Annotated in this window: 15 protein-coding genes; 7 read left to right on the top strand and 8 right to left on the bottom strand. The window is 57.9% G+C overall.

The window, feature by feature from the left end; translation table 11 throughout:
- Positions 1 to 127 precede the first annotated feature (127 nt).
- Positions 128 to 784: a DUF2625 domain-containing protein gene (locus RX972_RS02465; protein ID WP_316872446.1), complete on the top strand. Its 657-nt coding sequence runs from the start codon at positions 128 to 130 to the stop codon at positions 782 to 784.
- A gap of 131 nt (positions 785 to 915) precedes the next feature.
- Here RX972_RS02465 and RX972_RS02460 read toward each other — a convergent pair whose 3' ends face one another.
- The 3 genes from RX972_RS02460 to RX972_RS02450 form a co-directional block, all read right to left on the bottom strand.
- Positions 916 to 1392 (bottom strand): hypothetical protein, encoded by a 477-nt coding sequence (locus RX972_RS02460; protein ID WP_164706176.1) that lies wholly within the window; start codon positions 1390 to 1392, stop codon positions 916 to 918.
- 186 nt (positions 1393 to 1578) lie between these two features.
- Positions 1579 to 2514 (bottom strand): LysR family transcriptional regulator, encoded by a 936-nt coding sequence (locus tag RX972_RS02455; RefSeq protein WP_316872445.1) that lies wholly within the window; start codon positions 2512 to 2514, stop codon positions 1579 to 1581.
- A gap of 114 nt (positions 2515 to 2628) precedes the next feature.
- Positions 2629 to 3318: a GntR family transcriptional regulator gene (locus RX972_RS02450; RefSeq protein ID WP_255877811.1), complete on the bottom strand. Its 690-nt coding sequence runs from the start codon at positions 3316 to 3318 to the stop codon at positions 2629 to 2631.
- A 323-nt stretch (positions 3319 to 3641) separates the two neighbouring features.
- On the opposite strand from RX972_RS02450, the gene RX972_RS02445 reads away from it, so the two are divergent.
- The 3 genes from RX972_RS02445 (at position 3642) to RX972_RS02435 (ending at position 7097) form a co-directional block, all read left to right on the top strand.
- A complete protein-coding gene (locus tag RX972_RS02445; RefSeq protein WP_316872444.1) occupies positions 3642 to 4319 on the top strand; it encodes a DUF2848 domain-containing protein in 678 nt (225 codons plus the stop codon).
- A 5-nt stretch (positions 4320 to 4324) separates the two neighbouring features.
- Positions 4325 to 5665, top strand: a complete 1341-nt coding sequence (locus RX972_RS02440; protein ID WP_316872443.1) for an amidase — start codon at positions 4325 to 4327, stop codon at positions 5663 to 5665.
- Positions 5666 to 5765: 100 nt separating this feature from the next.
- Entirely contained in the window at positions 5766 to 7097 is a 1332-nt protein-coding gene (locus tag RX972_RS02435; RefSeq protein ID WP_316872442.1) for an MFS transporter, read from the top strand.
- 195 nt (positions 7098 to 7292) lie between these two features.
- On the opposite strand, the gene RX972_RS02430 is transcribed toward RX972_RS02435, so the two are convergent.
- Both RX972_RS02430 and RX972_RS02425 read right to left on the bottom strand, forming a co-directional pair.
- The gene (locus RX972_RS02430; RefSeq protein ID WP_027900940.1) at positions 7293 to 8633 is read right to left on the bottom strand and encodes an MFS transporter; all 1341 of its coding nucleotides are present in this window, start codon (positions 8631 to 8633) and stop codon (positions 7293 to 7295) included.
- A 369-nt stretch (positions 8634 to 9002) separates the two neighbouring features.
- Positions 9003 to 10145, bottom strand: a complete 1143-nt coding sequence (locus tag RX972_RS02425) for a glycerate kinase (protein ID WP_316872441.1) — start codon at positions 10143 to 10145, stop codon at positions 9003 to 9005.
- Between the two features lie 316 nt (positions 10146 to 10461).
- Between RX972_RS02425 and RX972_RS02420 the strand changes: the two genes are divergently transcribed.
- The 3 genes from RX972_RS02420 to RX972_RS02410 all read left to right on the top strand — a co-directional run bounded on the left by RX972_RS02420 (position 10462) and on the right by RX972_RS02410 (position 13831).
- The gene (locus RX972_RS02420; protein WP_316872440.1) at positions 10462 to 11472 is read left to right on the top strand and encodes a zinc-binding alcohol dehydrogenase family protein; all 1011 of its coding nucleotides are present in this window, start codon (positions 10462 to 10464) and stop codon (positions 11470 to 11472) included.
- Between the two features lie 23 nt (positions 11473 to 11495).
- A complete protein-coding gene (locus RX972_RS02415; protein ID WP_316872439.1) occupies positions 11496 to 13019 on the top strand; it encodes an altronate dehydratase family protein in 1524 nt (507 codons plus the stop codon).
- Between the two features lie 98 nt (positions 13020 to 13117).
- A complete protein-coding gene (locus RX972_RS02410; protein ID WP_316872438.1) occupies positions 13118 to 13831 on the top strand; it encodes a FadR/GntR family transcriptional regulator in 714 nt (237 codons plus the stop codon).
- 215 nt (positions 13832 to 14046) lie between these two features.
- On the opposite strand, the gene uxuA is transcribed toward RX972_RS02410, so the two are convergent.
- Genes uxuA through RX972_RS02395 form a run of 3 tightly spaced genes read right to left on the bottom strand, consistent with a single transcriptional unit; the run spans position 14047 to position 18008 of the window.
- Positions 14047 to 15222 carry a mannonate dehydratase gene (gene uxuA, locus RX972_RS02405; RefSeq protein ID WP_316872437.1) on the bottom strand — a complete coding sequence of 392 codons (1176 nt, stop codon included), beginning with the start codon at positions 15220 to 15222 and terminating at the stop codon, positions 14047 to 14049.
- Between the two features lie 18 nt (positions 15223 to 15240).
- Positions 15241 to 16698: a mannitol dehydrogenase family protein gene (locus RX972_RS02400; RefSeq protein ID WP_316872436.1), complete on the bottom strand. Its 1458-nt coding sequence runs from the start codon at positions 16696 to 16698 to the stop codon at positions 15241 to 15243.
- An 11-nt stretch (positions 16699 to 16709) separates the two neighbouring features.
- Positions 16710 to 18008 (bottom strand): MFS transporter, encoded by a 1299-nt coding sequence (locus tag RX972_RS02395; RefSeq protein WP_027901235.1) that lies wholly within the window; start codon positions 18006 to 18008, stop codon positions 16710 to 16712.
- Between the last annotated feature and the right edge of the window lie 46 nt (positions 18009 to 18054).

Below are 18054 nucleotides of genomic sequence, written 5' to 3'. Positions count from 1 at the left end.
ACGCAATCGCGAGCACGCTCACTCCTGCACGTCCGATGTTTGACCCGAGGCAAGGTGCGCCCATCAAATGCTTAACTTTGACGCGCATGCCGGTACCATAAGGAGACTTTCCCCGAGGACCGGTTATATGAAGCGCCTTGAAGATCTGATCGAACACGATGAACCTGCCCTGCCCTTGTTAAAGGAGCTGCTGAGCAATGCGCAACGTAGCTTTCAGTTGCTGCCTCCCTCAGAGGACAACGCCAGAGTATTGCTGGGGCTCCAGGTCACTACGCGATCAACTTTAGGCGGGGTTGCCTACGAAACCGGAGGCATCCTCATTGATGGAGGCTGGCTACGTTTTCTGGGATCCGGACACGAGCAACTGTCCAGAAACATCCTTGACTGGACCCATCTGCACGACGGAGGTGGTCACCTGTTGGTGGCGGACGACGCCGCAGGCGGTTTCTTTTCAATCAATGGCGGACGTTTCGGAGAAGACGTTGGCTCAATGTATTACTGGGCACCGGACACTCTGGAATGGGAGCCATTGGAAATTGGCTATACAGACTTTCTGGAATGGGCACTCAGCGACCAGATGCTCATGTTCTACAAAGACCTCAAGTGGCCGACATGGCAAGAGGACCTGGAGAAGATGAGCGCAGATCAATGCATGACGTTTTATCCTTTCTTGTGGACGCAAGAGGGATCGCTGGAGACAAGCAGCCGCAGAATTGTGGACGTCGCAGAACAATATGAGTTGAACATTGACCTTGCTCGCCAGTTGGAACACCCACCGAGCTAGTGTCCAGTCTGTTCACTTCCACCATGGGCGCAAAACGCAGCCCCCGAAGGAGCACGCGGAGGTTAGGACCGCCGCGTTAGCGGTGTATCAGGTTGAACGAGTCACTGCTAATGTCGCGCGGCGCTCGCCCATCAATAGTGATCTTCCCAGTTTTCAAGGGAAGGCTTGCGGGTCGTGCAGGGTTCATATCGGGTGTGGTATCCCAAATACTCCTTATCCAGCGGAGCCATCGTGATGGTCTCGCCTTCCATGAGCTCACCGGTGTGCATCGAACGTCTGAAATACCGGCGTCGAGCGTCGGGAGTAGTGTTGTCGCATGACTCAGCTATCTCGATATACAGCCCGGTTAAATACTCGGCGGTAAAGTCGAGTGAACCGCTGGCGGGAAATTCACCTTTGTAAATGGGGACTCTTTTCTGGCCTCCCCCACAACCCCCTCCACCATAGCCGGGTACCCCGATGCTGCCTATGCAGAAAAACCTGTCGGCGCCGAGTATTAGCTGGTGAATTTTTACCGCCGTGTTGGCAAGCGGTTCGCCGTTGTCATCGACTACGCGCACGGAGAGGTGCAGAGGTTTGCGTAATCGATCCTCGTCCATGTTGGACATGCAGCCTGTCAGGGAAGCTGTCAGTAAGACTGTAGTGGCCAATAGGGGCAGTACTTGCATGTGTTGAGTTCTTCTATGAAGGATTCCATCCCGGACGGCCGTGCAGTTTCCTTTAACGCACCCGGGTTTAAACGTGCGGCATTGTTACATGTTCTGGGGGGACTCGGCGTTGCAATTGGGGACACTTCAAACCTGTGCGCCGCTTACGCTGAGAACCACCATTTCCGGCCCCATCTGCCTGGCATATTGCTCAAGGGCATGGCGAGCAATACTGACCACTTGCTCAGTCAATTCCAGACCCACCCCGGCGCGCCAGCAGGCGATGATGTCCAGCGGTTGAGGCCGCGTCACGTTTTCCAGAATGAAGAGCTTGCCCTCCGCCAGCTCCTTACTGACCAGAGCAGCCGGCAGCGCACCGATGCCAAAGCCGTCGCTCACCAACAGGGTCATGGCGGCTACGGAGTTGACGCAACTGATTCGCGGGCTGTCCACGCCACCTGCGTGCAGCAAATTGAGAATGTCCTGATGCGGACGGGAGTTGCGGGAAAAGGTGATGATGCGTTCGGCAGCCAGTTCGTCGATAGACGCGTAGCTGCGCTGGTAGATGGACCCGGCTTGCACAATCCACTCAACCGGCAATACGGCCAGATGCTGGTTGCGGACCGCATCACTGCGCACCATGTCGGTCTGCACGATCAGGTCCAGATAGCCCTTCTGCAATTGGTCACACAGGTTGAGTGATGTGTCGACAGTCAGCTCGATTTCAACCGCCGGGTAACACTCCATTAACGTCGATATGAACGGGCTCAACCACGTGTGGATGACCGTATCCATTACCCCGAGTCGCATACAGCCCTTGAGATCACTGGTGGCGCTGATGGACTGCTGGAGCGCATGCATCGTGTCGATCATCTGTTCGGCATAGTTGAGCACGCGCTCACCTTCAGGCGTCAGCGACACACGCTTGGAGTCACGCAAAAACAATTTGGCGCCGAGCTCATCCTCCAGCGCGGCAATGCGATTGGAGATGGAAGCCTGGGTGGTGAACATTTTCTCCGCAGTCAGGCGAAAGCTTTTCAGCCTTGCCACCCAGACAAAGGTTTCCAGAAACTTCAGGTTCATGCGTAACAGCCTGTACAGAAATGGTGGATCGACTTACGCAAAGAGCGTCAGCAAGCAGGATCCACACGCAAGTTGTACGCCAGAATTTTCAAAGGCAGGGGTTGCCGAGCGCTCTTAAAGAGTACGCATGATGGCTCGGCGGAAGTCATCGATGTGGTGATGGATAGCTTTGATGGCGGCCGCGCTGTCGCGATTCTCCATCGCGGTGAGTATCTGTAAGTGCTCATCGTAGATGCGCTCACTGTGGTGCATTTCGGACAACGTCAAGAACCAGAAGCGCGCCTGCTTTTCATGCAACGTACGGAGCAGTTCAGCCAGTACCCGATTGCGCGCAGCGGCGGAAATGGCCAGGTGAAACTGCAGATCAACTTCCATCAGACCCTTCACATCCCGGCGCTCCAGCAGCGGCTGTGTGCGCCCGATGATTTCGCGCATGTGGATGAAGTCATCTTCCTGAGCACGCTCGACGGCGAGCTTCACGCACAGCTCCTCATTGGTTCTGCGCACTTCGATCATGTCGAGAATGTCGTTCAATGAGATAGGCGTAACCATCACACCCTTGCGCGGCAGGATGGTCACCATGCCTTCCATTTCCAGACGGTGCAGCGCCTGATGCACCGGCGTACGGCCCAGCCCAAGCATCTGGGTCAGCTGCGCCTCGTTGATGGCTTCACCGGGACGTAGCTGGCAGGAAATGATGCGTTGCTTGATCTGTACATACGCCAGCTCGCGCAGGCTTGCACCACTCTTGGCAGCGGGTTTGCCAACGAGATCGGCGGTGGGCAGGTCAGTTGAATCGAGCAATCCGGAAATCCTCATGGGGCGCTGCTGATATATCACTGTATTTCATATCGTCTGGATTGTCGCTTTCCCCTCTCCCCAATCCGGTAACGAAAACGCGCCGTCAGAACGCATCGTCCGCCCAAAAGTGGTGCGTTTTGGTAACACATGGCCATTTCGTACGTTCTGTCACGACTTTTATCATCCATATAACCCTTTGATAAAAATGGTTTTTTACCTCGTCCCACGGTGTCTGGCATATCAATTGCGTATTGATAATCCTGTGATATATCAGTGTAACTTCACAAATCACTGACTTTCTTCTTATCCGTAACGAGGACTCCGCATTGACTCAGCTAACTCTCCAGGTCGCCAACCACGGCGCAGTAGTCGTAGAAATCGATCACCTGATCATCGCTGGCTGGGCTGGCCGTAACAGTGCTGCCGTGGAGCACCATATTGCCGAGCTGGAAGCCCTTGGGGTCCGTCGTCCAACGACGATCCCCTGTTTCTATCGGGTTGCCGCAAGCCTGCTGAACCCGGACGAAAGCATTCAGGTGCCAGGCAAGGACTCGTCCGGAGAAACCGAGTTTGTGTTGATCCCAAGCAGCATCGGCTTGCTGGTTGGCCTGGGTTCTGACCACACCGACCGCAAGGTTGAAGCCTTCAACGTGACCGTTTCCAAGCAAATGTGCGACAAACCAATTGCCGCCACAGCCTGGCGTTTCGATGAAGTCCAAGGCCACTGGGATCAACTGGTGATGCGCACCTGGCGCACCCGCGATGGTGTTCGCAGCCTTTATCAGGAAGGCCCGGTTACCAGCCTGCTGGCACCCGACACGCTCCTGGCCAAACTCAACGACAGTGCCAGCCTCGCACAAGGCACCGCGATGTTCTGCGGCACCCAGCCGGTCATTGGCGAGTTGGGTTATGGCGAAGCGTTCGAGATGGAATTGTTCGACCCGGTGCTTGATCGCAGCCTGCGCCACGCCTACAGCGTAGAACCGTTGCCAGTCGCGGAGTGATGCAGATGAAGCCAATCAAAGAGCTTGCCGAGGATCTCGCCAGCGGCGCGACCACTAGCGAGGCCTTGGTCACTGCAGCGCTGGAGCGCATCAATGCGCACCGAGCCGAAGGCGGCAATGCATACCTGTCGGTGGATGCTGAAAGTGCTTTGCAAGCTGCACGTGCCAGCGACCTGGCCCGAGCCGCAGGCTATGTGCCCTCCCCGTTGGCGGGCCTGCCGGTTTCGATCAAGGACCTGTTCGACGTGACGGGACAGGTCACGGCCGCTGGTTCCAAAGTGCTGGCCGGTAACGCGCCTGCTGAAATGGATGCGCCTGTTGTTGCGCGCCTGAAAGCTGCGGGCGCGATCCTGCTGGGCCGTACCAACATGAGTGAGTTTGCCTTCTCTGGCCTTGGCCTGAACCCACACTTTGGCTCTCCGACCAGCCCGGCAGCGACCGGACGCATTGCGGGCGGCTCCAGTTCTGGCGCAGCGGTGAGCGTTGCCGAAGGGATGGCGGTGGCCGGATTGGGTACGGACACAGGTGGTTCTCTGCGCATTCCGGCAGCGTTCTGCGCATTGGTTGGTTTTAAACCTACTGCCAGCCGCGTGTCTGCCCAAGGCGCATTCCCACTCGCGACCAGCCTGGACTCCATCGGCGCGCTGACTGCCAACGTCGACGACAGCATCCTGCTGGACAGCGTTTTGTCAGGCGAAACTTTTGATACGCGGCCGGCCTCACTTAAAGGCCTGCGTCTTGCGGTGACGCGGGACTTTGTCATGGACAATGTTGATGCGACCGTCGCAGCCGCTTTCGAGCGCAGCGTGCAACGCCTGACTGACGCGGGTGCATCGATTCGCTGGTTTGACTTCCCCGAGTTGCACGAGCTGCCAAAGATCAATGCTGCGGGTGGCCTGACGGCTGCAGAAGCCTGGTATTTGCATCAGGGCTGGCTGAGTGGTGAGCAAGCAGCTGACTACGATCCACGCGTGGCACAGCGTATTCGTCGGGGTGAAGCGTTGAGTGCCGCTGATTACCTGCATCTGCTCGCCCAGCGTCAGACCATGATTGCCCTCGCCACCCAACGACTGGGCGATGCCGATGCCTGGCTGATGCCGAGCGTTGCCGTGGTCCCGCCAGAGTTGGCACCGCTGGAGCAGGACGACGCGCATTTCTTCGCCACCAACGGCCTGGTTCTGCGCAACACCAGCGTGATCAATTTCCTGGACGGCTGCGCAATCAGCCTGCCCTGCCATGTGCCTGGTGAATTACCGGTGGGCTTGTCCATTGCTGGTCTGAAGGGTCAGGACGCCCGGGTACTGCAAATCGCCCGCAGTGTCGAAGCCCTGCTGCGCAACCCGTAAACCTGAGCGTGATTGTCGTTGCGCTCGTGGCCTTTGCCGCGAGCGAACCGCTATGGCGGCCGCTTTCAGGCTGCCATCTCTTGATCGATGGAGATGCAACATGAACCACAATCCCTCCCTGACCGGCGGCGCTGCTGACGTCGCGCCTGATCAGGCCGCAACTGCCGCGACCTATCGCAAGATCGCCTGGCGTCTGTTGCCGTTTCTGGTGTTCCTGTTCGTGCTGGCCTGGATCGACCGGGTAAACGTCGGCTTTGCCAAACTTGCGATGCTTGACGATCTGGGCTTCAGCGAAGCGGTCTACGGGCTCGGCGCCGGGATCTTTTTCATCGGTTATTTTCTGTTCGAGGTGCCCAGTAACCTCCTGTTGGAAAAGATCGGTGCGCGTCGCACGCTGGCCCGGATCACAATCCTCTGGGGCCTGACGTCAATGGCCATGGCCTATGTCTCAAGTCCGATGTCGTTCTACATTTTGCGGTTTCTGCTTGGCGTGTTCGAGGCCGGGTTCTTTCCAGGCGTCGTGCTGTACCTCACCTACTGGTTTCCCGCCGCACAGCGGGCACGCATCAACGGTATGTTCATGACCTCGTTCGCCATTGCCGGCGTGGTTGGCGGCCCGATTGCCGGTTTTATCATGAGTCGCATGGTGGGCGTCGGGAGCCTGGCGAACTGGCAGTGGCTGTTTATCATCGAAGGCATTCCTTCGGTGCTGGCAGGTTTTGCCGTGCTGCGCTATCTGCCGGAGAAACCCGTCAATGCCAAGTGGCTGAGCCCTGCCGAGCAGCAGATGGTCAGCGCGGTGATTGCCAAGGAAGATGCAGAGCCGGAAAAACACAGCAACCTGAAAGCGCTGGTTCGCAACCCCAAAGTCTGGCTGTGTACGCTGGTGTATTTCTGCATCGTTTCGGGGAACGCCACCATCGCTTTCTGGACGCCTTCGGTGATCAAGTCACTGGGTGTAAACGACACCATGAGCATCGGTTTGCTGGCAGCAATCCCTTTTATCGTGGGTACCCTGGCCATGCTGTGGAACGGTCAGCATTCCGACAAAACCGCGGAGCGTCGCATTCACTGCTCAATGGCAGCCTTGCTCGCAGGATTGGGCTTGATCGCCACCGGTCTGTGTCTGGGCAATGCAACCATGGCCTTGATCGCCCTGACCATTGCAGCAGCCGGGATTCTGGCGGCGTTTCCGGTTTTCTGGTCAATCCCTGGCGCCTTCCTCGCGGGTACTGCTGCAGCGGGTGGCATCGCATTGATCAATTGCATCGGTAACCTCGCAGGCTTCATCGCGCCTTACATGATTGGCTGGCTGCGCACACTGACCGGCAGCCTTGCGGCGGGCCTCTACTTCGTAGCGGCACTGGAGATTCTTGCTGCCGTGTTGGTGTTCTTTCTGTTCAAGGACGTGAAAGTCAGCCGTACGAAATGAGCTGTGGGAGCGGGGCTTGGTCTGGGCGGCATTCCGACGATAAACGATAACGCGGTATGTCTTCCGGCTGCGTCTCATGCATCGCGGGCAAGCCCGGCTCCCACAGGGTTGAGTTGGACTGTCGCGTACCACCGCGCACAAAAAAGCCCCCGTACCATTAGGTCGGGGGCTTTTTTATTCTGATCCCACTACAAACTATTTCTCCAACGGCTTGCCCGCTGTCTCCCTGGCACAGATCAGCGCGATCAAAGTAATACTCAACGCTGCGCACACGTACAACGAAACAGCCAACGTCGAACCATAGGATTTATACAAAGAGGCAATAATCAGCGGCGCAAAACCACCGCCGATAATCCCTGCCAACGTATAAGCCAGCGACGAACCTGCATAACGCACCCGAGTCGGGAATTGCTCAGTGACGAACGCAGCTTGCGGACCATACATCGCGGCATGAATAACCAGACCCACCACTACAGCCATGCAAATCGACAGCGGCTGAGCGCTATCCATGAGTTTGAAGAACACAAACGCCCAGACCATCGCACACAGCGCGCCACCAATATAAACCGGTTTGCGGCCGATCTTGTCCGAGAGAATTCCGAACAGCGGCACACAGATCGCGTTTAGCCCCGCGCCGATCATCGTCGCGGTAAGCGCCAAAGGCCTTGGCAAGTGCAAGACGGTAGTTACATACGTCAGGGTGAACACCACGACCAGCGCATAAAGCACATCCGAACCCACCCGTGCGCCGCCCGCCAGTAACAGCCGACGCCAGTGATTGCTGAATACTTCCTTGATCGGCGTTTTCGCAGTTGCGTTGTGAGCCTCGATTTCCTTGAACACCGGGGTTTCCTCAACACCGCGACGCAACCAAAGACCGAAGATCACCAGCGCGACGCTGGACAGAAACGGAATGCGCCAGCCCCACGACTGGAAGTCTTCAGGACTCAGCCCCCAGGAAACCAGCGCGATGAAACCCGTGCCCAGCAATGTGCCGCAGGAAGGACCGACCTGAGTGAACGAGGCGTTACGACCGCGCTGATGCTGCGCACCGTGCTCCATGGAGAGCAAAACCGCGCCCGCCCATTCACCGCCAATCGCCGCGCCCTGCACAAATCGTAACGCTACCAGCAGAATCGGACTCCAGATGCCCCACGCAGCGTAGGTCGGCAACAAACCCATCAGCCCGGTCGCCACCCCCATCAATACCAGCGTGGTGACCAGCACAAAGCGGCGACCAAGTTTATCGCCCAGGTGGCCAAACACGATGCCACCCAGTGGCCGGGAGATATAGCCGACAGCGTAAGTCGAGAACGCGAGAATGGTGCCGGTCAACGGATCAAACGACGGGAAGAAGATCGCATTGAAGACCAGCGCTGCCATCAGGTTGTAGACCGTGAAGTCATACCACTCCAGTGTCGTGCCGATGGTGCTGGCGGCTGCGAGGCGACTCATCTTCTTGCCCGAAGCCACGGGCGCTGAAGAGGCAACAGGTGGGGAGTCAGACAGCGCCTGTGTGTTTTGCGTCGTACTCATCATGTTCTCCATTAATCAACAATGAAGAAATGATCTGTCGGCACGTTATGGCTGACAAACGGGTTTTTTACACGGCAACGATCAGTTTTTCTTGTGCAAAATGGCCTGCGCACCAATCAAGTGCCGCCGATGAACCACGCTGGCGCAAATGGCAGTCGTGTGTATGGCAAACACCTACTTTGCAGGAACTGCCGAAGGCTGCGATCGCGATGTTTCAGGATGAGCGCTTTCGCTGCCTTCGGCGGCTCTCATCTAACAACACGTAACTATCTGAATTCACAAAGAGCCGGTGGGACCGAATTTATTCGGGAAGAGGCCAGTGCATCCGCAACATCATCTTCGTCTGGAATGCCGTCTTCCCGGTAGACACTAACGTTTTGCTCGTCCCAGTTGCCAGACCCGGGCCACATCCCTCGCCCGTTCCTGCAATAAACGCGGTGCATCTTCACAGGCTTCTGACAGGGCCATCGGGCCGGAAACCACCGAGAATGCGGCGGCAATGCCGTGCTCGTATAGCGCTTCATAGCCTTCACCCAAAGTACCAGCGAGGATGACCACCGCCACATCATGCTTTTGGGCAACCCGAGCAACACCAATCGGCGTTTTGCCCCGCAAGGTCTGGAAGTCGCAACTGCCCTCCCCGGTTATCACCAAATCCGCGCCCTGGACTTTTTGTGCCAGATCGACCAACTCGGCTACGACTTCAACGCCTGGACGGAAGCCCGCTTTCAAGAACGCTTTCGCGGCAAAGCCCATGCCTCCAGCGGCGCCCGCACCGGGTTCGTCTCGCACATCGCGATCAAGGACCGCAGCGCAACGGTCGGCATAACGCGCCAAGGCGTGATCCAGCGACTGTATCTGCTCGGGGCTCGCGCCCTTTTGCCGGCCAAAGGTGAATGAGGCGCCGTGTGGTCCGCATAGCGGGTTATCGACATCGGCTGCGATTTCGAAGCTGACGGACTGCAAACGAGGGTCCATGGCGCTCAGGTCGATACGCGCCAGACCGGCAAGTGCCAGACCTCCGGGGGCCAACGGAGAGTCGTGCTCATCATAAAACTGCACGCCCAATGCAGTGAGCATGCCCGCCCCGCCGTCATTGGTTGCACTGCCGCCGATGGTCAACACGACTTTCTCAGCGCCAGCATCAAGGGCTGCGACAATCAATTGGCCAGTCCCGTAGGTTGACGTGATGCAAGCATTGCGCTGGTCCACCGCCACCAACTGCAAACCACTGGCTTCAGCCATTTCAATGATTGCGGTTCGCGAATTGGGCAACCATCCCCAATGAGCAGTCACGTCAGTGCCCAGTGGCCCGCTGACGACGGTTTGACGTCGTTCGCCGTCGAGCACTGCGAGGATCGCATCCACGGTGCCCTCACCGCCATCGGCCATGGGGCATTGAACAAGTTCTGCGCAAGGAAAGACTTCAGCCAGACCCAGTGCAATGGCCTGGGCAACACCGGCCGCACTCAGGCTGTCTTTAAACGAATCAGGTGCAATAACGATCTTCATTAACGCTCCAGCGATCTGACTGCGCACAAAATAGTGACTACTCGCGAAGCATAATGAAGGTCAGGTCACGGTTTGCACAAGCGAGTGCCCGCAGCCCTCAGGCAAATTAAAAGATTTTAATTGGTCGGTCCAATTCATGATTACGAATATTGGTCTTGCCAATAAAATTCCCGACGTGTAGTTTTTCAAGCGTGATCATCCGAGCGGGCACCTGCCCGACTACAACAAAAAGAGATCAACAAAGAGAGCCTCCTGATGTGTAGATATCCCGCCTGCAGCGCGCTCGGTGCCCTTCCCCCCAACAAGGAGCATCAGCATGCTGACCGTCATCTGTAACGAACCCGGCTCGTTAACCGCTATCGAACGCGATAAACCGCTCAGGCAAGCCGGAGAAGTCCTGATCCGCGTCAAGCGCGTCGGAGTCTGCGGCACCGACCTGCATATCTTCACCGGCAACCAGCCTTACCTCGATTACCCACGAGTGATGGGCCATGAGTTTTCCGGGGTCGTCGAAGACGCCGACAGCGACAGCAAGCTGGCCGTAGGCGATGTGGTTTACGTGATGCCGTACCTTTCCTGCGGGACATGCATCGCTTGCCGCCAAGGCAAAACCAACTGTTGCACCCGAATTCAGGTGCTGGGCGTTCATTGCGATGGGGCTTTTACCGAATACCTGAGCATTCCCCAGGCATTCGTCCACAAGGCCGAGGGCGTTTCGCTTGATCAGGCCGCGATGATCGAATTTCTCTCGATCGGTGCTCACGCGGTACGTCGCTCGAATGTGCAGGCGGACAAGCAGGTGCTGGTGGTCGGTACGGGTCCTATCGGGATGGCCGCTGCGATCTTCGCCAGCCTGCGCGGCGCGAAGGTCACTGTGCTGGATACCCGCGAAGACCGTCTGGCCTTCTGTAACCAACACCTGAACATTCAAGCGGCCGTGCAAATCGGCGAAGGCGACAAGCAGGCTCTGGCCGACCTCACCGGCGATGATTTTTTCGACGTCGTGTTCGACGCCACCGGCAATGCCCGGGCCATGGAACGGGGCTTTGAATTCATCGCGCACGGCGGCACCTACGTGATGATTTCGGTAGTACGGGACTCCATCACCTTCTCCGACCCTGAGTTTCACAAACGTGAAGCCACCTTGATGGGCAGCCGGAACGCCACCAAAGAAGACTTCCACTATGTGGAGGAATGCTTGCGCAACGGTTTGATTCCAGATGCCGCGCTGAACACCCATCGGCTGACACTCAAGGATGTCGCCGAGTCGTTCACCACACTGCTCGACCCGAAACAGGGCGTGGTCAAAGCCATCATCGAGTGCTGAAAAACGCCTATAGAGGACGCACCATGAACCAGCCCTCCTTGCTTGTTTTGTCACCCGGAGATGATGTCGCGGTAGCCCGTGGCGACATTGCCGAAGGCCAACGGCTAAGCGCTGACGGCATTGAGCTGATCGCCCGGCAGCCAATTCCGTCCGGCCACAAGATTGCCCTGCGCGGCGTGTCGGCCGGGCAACAAGTGCTCAAGTATGGCCAGACCATTGGCCAGGCCACGCAAAGTGTTGAGTCCGGCGACTATGTCCATGTCCACAACCTGGCGATGCCGACAGTCAGTACCGAACACAGCGTGCAGAACACTTATGTGCCTACTGCACTGAGCCCCGAGCCGGTTACGTTTGAAGGTTACCTGCGCGACGATGGTCGGGTCGGCACGCGCAATTACATCGGCATTATTTCCAGCGTCAATTGCTCCGCGACTGTCTGTAAACACATTGCTCATGCGTTCTCTGCCGAACGTTTGAAGGACTTCCCCAATGTCGACGGCGTGGTTGCTATCACCCATGGCAGCGGCTGCGGCATGGGGGCTAAAGGTGAAGGCATCGACATTCTCAAGCGGACGCTGAGTGGCTATGCCAATCATGCCAACTTCGCCGGGGTGCTGTTGATCGGTTTGGGGTGTGAGGTCAACCAACTGACGCCGTTGCTGGATAAGCTTGACGATCGGTCGGCCCTGCTCAAGGCCAGCCTCATCATTCAGGACGCAGGCGGCACGCGGGAAACCGTGCAACGCGGCATCGCTCATATACAAGCGATGTTGCCGGTCATCAACAGCTTCAAACGCACAACCGTCCCCGCCAGCCATCTCTGCGTTGGTTTGCAATGCGGCGGCTCGGACGGTTACTCGGGCATTACCGCCAATCCGGCACTGGGCGCAGCGGTGGATCTGCTGGTGCAACAGGGCGGCACTGCGATTCTTTCGGAAACCCCGGAAATCTATGGTGCTGAACACCTGCTCACAGCCCGCGCCGCCTCCCCCGACATTGCAGCGAAATTGATGGATCGGATTCACTGGTGGGAAGCTTACGTACACCACAACGACGGTGACATGAACAACAATCCCTCGCCCGGCAACAAGGCGGGTGGCATCACTACCATTCTGGAAAAGTCTCTTGGGGCTGTCGCCAAAGCAGGTGCAACCGGCTTGATGGGGGTTTATCAGTACGCGGAAACCATTGAAGCCCGTGGACTGGTGTTCATGGACACGCCCGGCTACGACCCGGTGTCGGCGACAGGCCAGGTGGCAGGCGGCGCGAACCTCATCTGTTTCACCACCGGTCGGGGTTCGACTTACGGTTGCAAACCCACACCGTCCCTGAAGATCGCCACCAATACGGGGTTGTTTCAACGCATGGAACTGGATATGGACTTCAACGCCGGAGGGATTGTCGAGGGTCTGGAATCAGTGGCTGAGTCGGGCCAACGGTTGTTCCAGTTGATGCTCGACACCGCTTCCGGGCGGCAGACCTGCAGTGAAGAAAATGGTCTGGGTGATAACGAGTTTCTGCCATGGCAGATCGGCGCGGTGATGTGATGACGGCTTGAGTTCACAAAGCATGGACGCGTTCACCAACGGCGAAGCTATCGGTCGCTATGGTAGCCTTCGCCAACTTTCCGATGGACGCCATAACCATGGTTTCACCGATCAACGCCGCTGAACGAAAGCCGTACCAGAAAATTGCCGATCAATTGCGCAACTACATCGCGCAGGCGGACTTCAAAACCGGTGCCCGGCTTCCCCCTGAACGGGATCTGACGCGGCTGCTGGGGGTGTCCCGACCTTCGCTGCGCGAAGCGCTGATCGCGCTGGAAATCGAAGGCGCTGTTGAAATCAAGATGGGCTCAGGTGTCTATGTGCGCGCAAGCCACAAAGACGGCACCAGTAAGCCGGTGACCTTGGGCGAGAGCCCTTCAGAACTGATGCAGGCCCGTGCGTTGATCGAAGGCGAGAGTGTGATTCTGGCCTGTTTGCACGGAAAGAAAAGTGACTACCGTTATTTGCAGGACTGTATCGACGCGATGCGTGAAAGCATTGCCAACGGCCTGCCGCCGCTGGAAGACGACCGCAAGTTTCATCATCGCCTGGCCAAAATGAGTGGCAACTCGGCTCTGGTGCGGATCATCACTGCGCTGTTCGATGAGCGACATAACCCGATTTCGGCTCACCTCAGCAAGCATTCAGAGAATAGGTCGACCTGGGAGGCGGCGGTGATTGAGCACGAGGCGATTCTTCGCGCCGTTGCCAACAAAGACGTGCTCGGCGCGCAGACCTCGATGCGCCAGCACTTGAGCCGCTCGGAAGGCCGCTGGCTGCAGGCGCTGGAGCCTGAGGATGTCAGGGGTTAGCGTTGACTTTATATCCGTGGCGCCTGTATCGCGGGCACGCCCGGCTCCCACATTAGATCGCGGTTTGCTTTGGAGCGAGGCTTGCCCGCGAAGAACGATAATGCGGTTTTTCTGACAAATAGTGGCGACTGAATCGCGGGCAAGCCCAGCTCCAACAGGAGATCGCGGTCTCCTGTGGGAGCTGGGCTTGCCCGCGATGCAGGCGCTGAGGTCTTTCAGCTCAGCTGTTGCCGCACTGCCAGTTCCACACCCCGAATTTCTGCCAGGCCTTTGAGTCGACCAATCAGCGAGTAGCCAGGATTGCTCTTGCGGTGCTGATCGTCCAGCAGTTGATGACCGTGGTCCGGGCGCAGTGGTAATCGCGGGCCGCCTTCGCGTTCGCGTCTGCGCTCCTCGGTGACCAGCTCGCGGATAACCCCGACCATGTCCACATCGCCGTCCAGATGATGAGCTTCGTGGAAGCTGCGCGGGTCGGCCTCGCGACGGGTCGAGCGCAAATGTGTGAAGTAGATGTAGGGTGCGAAATGCCTTGCCATCGCCACAAGATCGTTGTCTTCGCGCAAGCCATAAGAACCGGTACAGAACGTCAGACCATTGGCCCGGCTTGGCGCGGCGTCCAGCAGCCATTGGGCATCGACGGCAGTTGACAGGATGCGGGGCAGCCCCAACAGCGCCCGGGGTGGATCATCTGGGTGGATCGCCATCCGCACACCGACTTCTTCTGCCACCGGAATCAATGCACGCAGAAAATAGCCCAGATGCTCACGCAATCTGGCTTCGTCGATATCCGCGTAAGTGCGTAGCAAAGCGCGAAAATCTTCCAGGGTGTAATGCTCTTCAGCACCCGGTAAGCCTGCAATCAGGGTATTGACCAACGCCTGACTCTGGCTGGCGGTCAGCCCCTCGAAACAGGCTTTGGCCTGCTGTATATCCTCGGCACTGTACTCCGCCTCTGCCCCCGGACGCTGGAGGATGAACAGGTCGAATGCAGCAAATGCAGTCTGATCAAACCGTAGCGCCCAGCCACCATCTGCCAGTTCCCAGGCCAGGTCGGTACGTGTCCAGTCCAGCACCGGCATGAAGTTGTAGCAGACGATATCAATGCCGCAGCTGGCCAGGTTACGCACGCTCTGCTGATAGTTGGCGATGTACTCGTCACGGCGACCGCAACCGCGCTTGATGTCTTCGTGTACAGGGATGCTCTCCACCACTGACCAGGTCAGGCCTGCGGCTTCGATCATCTGCTTGCGCGCCGCAATGGCCTCTACCGGCCACACTTCGCCGTTGGGGATTTCATGCAGTGCGGTGACGATGCCGGTCGCGCCGGTTTGCCGGACGTCCGCCAGAGAAATCGGGTCTTTGGGGCCAAACCAGCGCCATGTCTGTTCCATATGCTTCTCCTTTTCTTGTTAGTTGTGCCCAGCGAAGCGTTGCAACACGCTGCTGATGCCTTCGCCAACCAGCGAGCCATAAGCCTGTTGCACCGCGTCGCGAAACGCCGGTCGCTTCGCCAGTGCGGTCGGGAATACTTCATCCAGTTCCAGAAACGCATCCACCAGAGGCGCGCCGTCAAAGCGTCCCGCCAGATCGGCAAAGGTGGCATTCAACGGGTCGTCTACGACTTGGGTCGTGGTTTGTGTGCAGTAGCGAATCCAGGCTGCAATACCCAACGCCGTACAAGCGATATCGCGACCTTCGTCGAGCAACTGCTGTGCACCGAGCAACCAGCGTTGCGGCAGTTTTTGCGAGCCGTCCATGGCAATCTGCCGCAGACGATGTTGCAGGCTGTCATTGGCAAAGCGCGCGATCAGATCCCGGGCATAGAGCGAAAGATCGATGCCAGGCGGCATGTCCAGCGTGGGTGCGGCTTCATGGGCCATGTAATGCTCAATGAGACCTGCCATCCGGGCATCATTGACCGCCTCGAATACCAACTCATGACCTGCCAGCACGCCCACGTAAGCCAACAGCGAATGGCTGCCGTTAAGCATGCGCAGCTTCATCGTTTCGAAGGGTTGCACGTCCTCGACCATCTGTACGCCTTCCACCTCCCAGTCAGGGCGACCCAGCGGAAAGTTGTCCTCGATGACCCACTGGCTGAAGCTTTCACACACCACCGCCGCAGGGTCGTGGCAGTCCAGTTGCTGCTCCAGACGACTGAAAGACTCTGCCGTCATGGCCGGGACAATCCGGTCGACCATGCAGCTTGGGAACGCGACTTGCTGGTCTATCCATTGAGCCAGTTCTTCATCCTGTTCTGCTGCCAGACCGCGTACTGCCTGCCGGGTACGCTGGCCGTTGTCAGGCATGTTGTCACAACACAGGACGGTGAACGCCGGGATGTCAGCAGCGCGACGGCGGCGCAAGGCTTCGAGGACGATGCCAGGCGCAGAACGCGGCGTTTGCGGATGAGCAATGTCATGGGCAATCGTCGGGTCTTCAAGGCGCAATTGCCCCGTTGAAGGACTCAGGCAGTAGCCTTTTTCGGTGACGGTGAGCGTGACAATCTTCGTTTGCGGCGTGGCCATGCGCTGCAACAGCAACTCCAGCTCATCACCGCCCTCACCCGTATACAGCGCTTCGCGCACGACAGTAATTTCGCGCAGCGTCACCTGTTCGCGGTCGCGATACTCAGCCACATGGTAGCGACCATCCTGCGCACGCAAGAGATCAACCACCGCACGATTGGAGCGCAGGTTGGCACTGCACAGCCACCAGTCGCTCTGGCCATGACGATTGAGGTTACGTTGCAGGTAGACCGCCTGATGGGCGCGATGAAACGCCCCCAGGCCCAGATGGACAATTCCAATGACCGGTTCTGACTCTGAAGCAGTGCCGGTAGCAGGCACGCGGTTAACAGTCGGCATCGACACACTCCTTATGTTCTGGGATGGCTCAAGGCCGAATCATGTTGCGGAACCGGGACAGCCGCTTCACCGGTGTCTGCAGCGCTTAGCGGTTTTACGTAGCGCGCCACACAGACCGCGCCGATCACGGTCAACAGCCCTGCCAGCAGGAATGCGCTGGTGAACGAGCCGGTGAACTGCACCAGAAAACCGGTCAGGGTCGGGCCAATGATCCCCGAGGTGTTCGCCAGGAAATGCATGAAGCCGCTGACGCCACCCACCCTGGCGGCAGGCACGGTGTCCTGAATGATCGCCCAGTAAATGGCGCCGGTCAGGTACAGGAAGAACACCGCCAGCGCGACGAGAATGACCGCTGGATAAAGGGTTTTGACTATGCCAGCCAGGGCAATACAGCCTGCGCAAGCCAGCAGGCACGTGACCAGTACGACTTTGCGGGAGAACATCATCCGCCCGGTCTTCTTGAACACGAAGTCGGAGATGAAACCGCCCAAGGCCAGACCGAGGAAACCCAGCAGCCATGGAATGACGGTGGCGATACTCATGTCCTTGACGTTCAACCCATGGGCCATGGTCAGGTAGCTGGGGAACCAGGTCAGGAAGAAGAACAGCGTGTAGTTATAGGAAAAGAACGCCAGCGACGTGAACAGCACGGTAGGTTGTTTGAGGTAATAACGCAGCGGATGCACTGGCAACGAAGCCACTTCGCTGGTGCCTTCGGCGCGCTTGATCTCCTCGGCAACCTTGCCTTCAGGTTTGTCCTTGACGAACTTGTACCAGACCGCAGCCCAGATCAGGCCAACCACCATGATGATAATGAACGACACTTTCCAGCCGTAGCTGATGGCGATGAAGCCCACTACCGGCCCGGAAATCGCGCCGCCCAGAGGTGTGCCGGACATCGACGAACCCAGCGCCCTGGCACGCTGTTTTGGCGTATACCAGTTGTTGACCATCTTGCTGGTGGTGACGCTCAAAGGCCCTTCACCCATGCCAAACAGGATGCGGATCAGCACCAACGAGGCGAAACCGACGGTCAGCACAGTGAGGCCGCTGAACAACGACCACAACACCATCGCCAGCAGCAGCGTGGTTTTTGCGCCGTAGCGGTCAGCCGCCCAGCCACCGATAAAGTTGAACGCTGCGTAGCCGACGAAGAAACTACTGAAGATCATGCCCATCTCACCCGTCGTCAGACCGTAGTCCTTCTGGATGAAAGGGGCTGCCACGGACAATGCCGAGCGATCCAGGTAGTTAATGACGCCTGCCAGGAACAGCATGATGATAATTAACGTACGGCCTTGACCAAACATTGGAACCTCCCGCTTTTTATGTTTATTCGGTGAGGGTGCCCAGGGG

Origin of the sequence: Pseudomonas syringae group sp. J309-1, assembly GCF_032582135.1 — a bacterium.
GTDB classification, from domain to species: domain Bacteria; phylum Pseudomonadota; class Gammaproteobacteria; order Pseudomonadales; family Pseudomonadaceae; genus Aquipseudomonas; species Aquipseudomonas quasicaspiana.
The sequence above is the reverse complement of the archived record's forward strand: the minus strand, read 5'-3'. Positions and strand labels throughout refer to the sequence as shown.